The sequence below is a fragment of the Streptomyces sp. WAC05292 genome (genome assembly GCF_003949955.1).
Lineage (GTDB): Bacteria > Actinomycetota > Actinomycetes > Streptomycetales > Streptomycetaceae > Streptomyces > Streptomyces globosus.
Window position 1 is genome coordinate 1 of the sequence record NZ_RPSE01000405.1, and the last position, 5,439, is coordinate 5,439.

The following is a 5,439-nucleotide window of genomic DNA, read 5'->3' on the forward strand; positions in this document are numbered from 1 at the left end:
GTGAGGGACCGCTTCACCCGGCGGGGCAGGCCCGGGCCGAGGCCGACGTACTCCAGCGGGGAGCCGTCGTGGACCGCGGCGAGGAGGCCCTTCGCGCCGCGGCCGGTGAGGCCGGTGTGCCGCAGCTCCAGGCGGCGCAGCGGGCTGCCGGGGAGCGCGGAGGCGAGGGCGTGCGCGCCTTCGTCGCCGGTGGCGTTGCCGGGTGCGCCGAGGCTGCGCTCGGAGCGGGCGCGCCCGAGGTCCAGGGCTTCGATGCCGCCGAGGGCGTCGGCGAGGGCCCTGGCTCCGGCCGGGCCGATGCCGTTGCCGCCGAGGCCGAGGCGGACGGGTCGGCCGGGGTCGGCGGCCGCGGCGGCGGCGAGGACGGCGGCACCGGCGTCCCCGAGGTGGTTGGCGGGCAGGTACAGCTCGCGGACTCCGGCCTCCCGGATGAGGGCGGCGAGCAGCGGGGCGTCGTCGGCGGTGAGGCCGTTGCCGCCGAGGAAGAGCCGCTCCAGCGGGGTCTCGCGGGTGCGCAGGGCGTCGAGGAGGAGGCGTACGCCCTCGCTGCCGATGCCGGTGTTGACGAGGTCGAGGGTGCGCAGGGTGCGGTTGCGGCGCAGCAGTGCCGCGAGGGTCCGGGCGCCGTCCTCGTGGAGGGGGTTCCGCTTCAGCCAGAGGGCTTTGGCCGTGGTGTCGTCGGCGAGCGCGGCCGCGAGGGCGGCGGCGCCGCCGGGGCCGATGCGGTTGCAGCCGAGGTAGAGCGTGTGCAGTCCGTGTCCGGCGGCGAGGGACGCGGCGAGGCTGCGGGCTCCTTCGTCGCCGAGGGAGTTGGTGCCGAGCAGCAGGTGGCGGGCGTGCGGCGAGCGTGCCGCGGCGGTGGCGACCAGGGCGCCGCCGGCGGGGCCGAGGCCCTGCTTGCAGAGGTCGAGGCGGCCGTCGGCGCGCAGGGTGCCGAGGGTGAACGCCTCGTCGGCGGTGACGGGTTCGGCGGCGGCGAGCCGGGCGAGCAGCGGGTCGAGGCCGGCGGGGTCGGCGAGCGGCAGGTCGGGGTGCTCGATCGCGGGGCACCGTACGGGTATGGACCGTGTCATCACCACTCCACCGGTTTCTCGCCGGTGCCCGGCGTCCGCCACAACAGGTAAAGCGCAAGACCGGTCGGATTCGAACCGACGTCCTCCAGCTCGATGCTTGGGCGCGACGACCTCTGCGCTACGGCCTTGCCCGGCAGATCATAGCGGCCGCCGGACCGTTTCCCGATCACCAGTTTGAATGGCGCGATGCCCGAATTACACAGGACTGGACCTCATCGGCCGCTTGAGGGCGAATTGACACCGCCCGACGCCCGAATCAGAAATCGGGCATATCCTCTGCATCCCTCCTGAAGGCGTATTCGCCGCACAAACTCCGGCCGAGCCGGATCGTTACCTCAAGTTTCGCTCAATTGCAGTGACACCGCGCCGAAGGCGTTCCTAGCTTCCTGGTACACGCGTCTTGACGCCCGTACGTCCCCGCGGTGCCCGCGCGGTCCGGTGATCCCGCTCCGCGCCCGCCGCGTCCTGAGGAAAGAGTGCACAACATGAGGGTTCCCAAGGCCGGTGCGGCCGCCGCAGTGATCGGCCTCGCCCTGACCGCCACCGGTTGCGGCGGCGACGAAGGCCCCCAGGGGACCCTCTCGGTCGGCATCAAGTTCGACCAGCCGGGCGTGGGCTACCGAGAGCCGGGCGGCACGTTCTCCGGATTCGACGTGGACGTCGCCACCTACATCGGCAAGGAACTCGGCTACAAGCCGGAGCAGATCTCCTTCAAGAAGGTCGACAGCTCCGACCGCGAGCTGCTGCTCCAGTACAACGAGGTGAAGTTCGTCGCCGCGTCGTACTCGATCAGCGACAAGCGCAAGGAGAAGGTCGACTTCGCCGGCCCGTACTTCACCGCCCACCAGGACCTGCTCGTCCGCGCCGGGGAGAATTCGATCACCAAGGCCGAGGACCTGAACAACAAGGAACTCTGCTCGGTCACCGGCTCCACGTCGGCGCAGAACATCAAGCAGACCCTGGCGCCCAAGGCGAGCCTGCTGGAGCTGGAGACCTATTCGGAGTGCCTCGTCGCCCTCGAAGAGGGCCGCGTCGCCGCGATGACCACGGACAACTCCATCCTGGCCGGCTACGCGGCGAAGAAGGAGAACGCCGGCAAGTTCAAGCTGGTCGGCCTCAACCTCAGCAACGAGAGCTACGGCATCGGCATCAAGAAGGGCAGCAAGGACCTCCAGGCCCAGATCAGCGCCGCCCTGAAGAAGATGGTGCAGGACGGCTCCTGGGACGCGGCCGTGAAGAAGAACTTCGGCCCGGCCAACTTCAAGAGCGAGCCCGCACCGCAGATCACCACGGGCAGCTGACACCCGCCCGCCGGCCCGTCCGGTCGCCCGGACGGGCCGGCGGGGTCGGCGGAGTCGGCGGGGTCGGCAGGGCCGCGGGCGGGCCGGCGGGGCCGGGGCCGGAAGACGTCGCTCCGCCGGTGGCCGCGGGATGTTTCGGCGGAGCGTGAAAAGTGCAGGCCCCACACCCGTGGCCATGTGTTGTCCGGCGCATGACAATATGACCTCGCTCTGCCACCTGACGTCCCGCCAACCGCCTTGGCGGGAGCGGTGCACGTGAAGAGGTCCCCCACACCATGAAGATGTCCCGCCACTCCGCATGGGCGGTCGGTCTCGCCGCCGCCACGCTGGTCGGCATACCGGCCGCGGCGTCCGCCGGAACGATCCGGCAGGCGGACACGGCCGCCTCCGTGAACGCATACGACCCGTACTACGCCCCCGCCGAGGGCAAGACCGGCGCCGCCCTGAAGACCGCGCTCCACGACATCGTGAAGAACCAGTCCAAGATCGGCTACAGCAGCGTGTGGAACGCGCTGAAGGCGACCGACCAGGATCCCGCCAACCCCAACAACGTGATCCTGGTGTACTCCGGCCGCTCGCAGTCCAAGTCGGCCTACGGCGGCGACTCCGACGACTGGAACCGCGAGCACGTCTGGGCCAAGAGCCACGGCGACTTCGGCACCACCACCGGCCCGGGCACCGACCTGCACCACCTGCGCCCCGAAGACGTCACCGTCAACAACATCCGCGGCAACAAGGACTTCGACGAGGGCGGCAGCCCGGTCCCCGAGGCCCCCGGCAGCCTCACCGACGCCGACTCCTTCGAGCCCCGCGACGCCGTCAAGGGCGACGTGGCCCGCATGCTGCTCTACATGGCCGTCCGCTACGACGGCGGCGACGGCTTCGCCGACCTGGAGGTCAACGACCGGGTCGACAACGGCAGCGCCCCGGCCATGGGCCGGATCTCCGTGCTGAAGGAGTGGAACCGGATCGACCCGCCGGACGCCTTCGAACGCCGCCGCAACCAGGTCATCTTCGACGTCTACCAGCACAACCGGAACCCGTTCATCGACCACCCGGAGTGGGTCGACTCCATCTGGTGACCGGCGGGCCTGTCCCCGCGGCCCGGCCGCCCCGCCCCTGCGGGCCGGGCGCCGGCCGCGGGGATTGACCCCGGCGCGGGCGGGTATCCGCAGGTCGGCGGCTGCGCTCCGCACGCGGCGGCGGCAGCCCCTGGAGGTACGTGATGGACGGATCAGGACTCTCCGACCGCGAACGGCGCGCGCTCTCCTCGATCGAGGCGCACCTCAAGCGCGACCGGTCCCTGGACCGGATCATGCGCTTCGCGCGGCCGCGCCACCAGGCCATGGCCGCGGGCGCCCTCGCGGTGGCGACCCTGGGCCTGCTGATCGCGGCCGCGGTGACGGTGTCGCCACCGCTGATCTGGGCCTTCGCCGGAGCCTGGACGCTGACCGTGGTGACGGCTCTGCCGCTGCTCGCGCAGGTGACCCGGTACCGCTGGCAGCGCCGCGAGCGGGCCGGCAGCCGCACCGGTTGACCTCCGGTCCCCCTCAGAGCCGGTCCACGAGGGCCTTGAAGGCGGCCCAGTCCTGCTGCGGCGGACGGGAGTCCCACACCTTCTGCGCGAGCGCCGCCAGGGGAAGCCGGATCCCGGCGGCCACCTGCTCCTGGGTCTGCGCCCCGGCGAGGTCGCACCAGACCGCGAAGCGCGCGCCCAGGATCTGCGGCGCGTAGCGGGCCGGTACGGGGGTGCTGCCGCGCAGCACCAGCGGCGTCCACTCCTCGTAGATGCGCTGCCCCGTCGGGTAGGTGAAGTCGTTCGGCTCGCCGAGGACGTAGTACAGGTACTCGTCGTTGAGGTTGACGACCTTCCGGCCCTCCTCCAGGTACGGGAGCGGCGGGCGCGCCCCGATCTCGCGGCCCGTCCAGTACTCGGCCTGGATGTCCGCGGCGGGCTGCACCACGCCGCCGGCGAAGAAGCCGTCGTTCCAGGCCTTCGGCACCCGGCCCGCGGGGCGGACGACGGCCGCCCGGTCGTTGAGCCAGCCCGTCGCGAGGTCCTGGACCTTCGCGGACGGCCCGAACCGCTCCCGGGCGGCGCGGGCCAGCTGCGGGAAGGACGCCTGCGGGTCGCGGTAGACGAGCGCCTGGTACTCGTCGGCTCCCAGATGCCAGCCGGTGCCGGGGAACAGCGGCAGGTACTCGCGCAGCAGCTCGTCGACGAGCCGGGCCGCGGCCGGGTTCGAGATGTCGACCGCCCCCTTGACCGCCTTGCCCTGGGCGTCGCGCAGCTGGAGGTCCGGGTGGACGCGCAGCACGGCCCCCAGGTGGCCCGGCGAGTCGATCTCGGGGACGACGGCGATGTGCAGCCGGGCGGCGAGTGCCGTGATGCGCCGCACCTCCGCCTTGGTCAGGTGCGGCGTGGAGACGATCTCCGGGTGCGTGTCCGACTCGATCCGGAAGGCCTGGTCGTCGGAGAAGTGCAGACCCAGCTGGTTGAGCTTGAGGTCGGCCATCTGCCGCAGCCGGTCCTCGATCCACCCGGCGCTGAAGTTCTTGCGGGCGATGTCGAGGTTCAGGCCGCGCTGCGCATGGGCCGGAGCGTCGCGCACGGTGCCCTCGGGCGCCGAACCGGCCCGCGCCACCTCCTGTTTCAGGGTTCGGGTGCCGTAGAAGACGCCGGCCTCGTCGGCCCCGGTGATCCGGACCCGCCCGTCCTGGACGGCCATGGTGTACGACTCGGGCGCCCCGGAGCCGCGCGCCCCGAGGGCCAGTTCGACGTCGCCGGGGCGCGCCCCGGACGCGTCGGTGAACTGCATGCGCAGTTCGCCGGCGAGCAGCCTGCCCTCGTCCGCGAGGGCCGCACTGTCGGCCGCGGGTACGACGACCCGCGCGTCGGCGGCGGGCCGCCAGCCGGGCCCGCGGGCGGGCTCGTGCTCGCGGACGGCCGGCACGGTCTGCGGGGCGGAGGACAGCGCGTACGACGGCGTGGGGGCGGGGGGGGCCTCGGCCGTCGGCTCCGAGGCCGCCCCCGCCCCCACGCCGTCGTACGCGCTGTCCTCCGC

General features: G+C 72.6%; 5 protein-coding genes and 1 tRNA gene. 3 read left to right on the forward strand and 3 right to left on the reverse strand.

Features of this window, described 5'->3' with window-relative positions; genetic code table 11:
- Both EF903_RS27865 and EF903_RS34395 read right to left on the reverse strand, forming a co-directional pair.
- A partial coding sequence (locus EF903_RS27865; RefSeq protein ID WP_125547739.1) for a gala protein occupies positions 1–1,073 on the reverse strand: 1,073 nt, incomplete at its 3' end.
- Positions 1,074–1,128: 55 nt separating this feature from the next.
- Positions 1,129–1,201: transfer RNA gene (locus tag EF903_RS34395), tRNA-Arg, on the reverse strand.
- Positions 1,202–1,558: 357 nt separating this feature from the next.
- On the opposite strand from EF903_RS34395, the gene EF903_RS27870 reads away from it, so the two are divergent.
- The 3 genes from EF903_RS27870 (at position 1,559) to EF903_RS27880 (ending at position 3,911) form a co-directional block, all read left to right on the forward strand.
- Positions 1,559–2,374, forward strand: a complete 816-nt coding sequence (locus EF903_RS27870) for a glutamate ABC transporter substrate-binding protein (protein WP_125547741.1) — start codon at positions 1,559–1,561, stop codon at positions 2,372–2,374.
- A gap of 275 nt (positions 2,375–2,649) precedes the next feature.
- The gene (locus EF903_RS27875) at positions 2,650–3,456 is read left to right on the forward strand and encodes an endonuclease I family protein (RefSeq protein WP_125547743.1); all 807 of its coding nucleotides are present in this window, start codon (positions 2,650–2,652) and stop codon (positions 3,454–3,456) included.
- A 143-nt stretch (positions 3,457–3,599) separates the two neighbouring features.
- Positions 3,600–3,911, forward strand: coding sequence for a DUF3040 domain-containing protein (locus EF903_RS27880; protein WP_125547745.1), 312 nt, complete (start codon positions 3,600–3,602; stop codon positions 3,909–3,911).
- Between the two features lie 13 nt (positions 3,912–3,924).
- Here the strand turns inward: EF903_RS27880 and EF903_RS27885 are convergent, their stop codons facing one another.
- Positions 3,925–5,415 carry a glycoside hydrolase family 20 protein gene (locus EF903_RS27885; protein ID WP_260616018.1) on the reverse strand — a complete coding sequence of 497 codons (1,491 nt, stop codon included), beginning with the start codon at positions 5,413–5,415 and terminating at the stop codon, positions 3,925–3,927.
- Positions 5,416–5,439 lie beyond the last annotated feature (24 nt).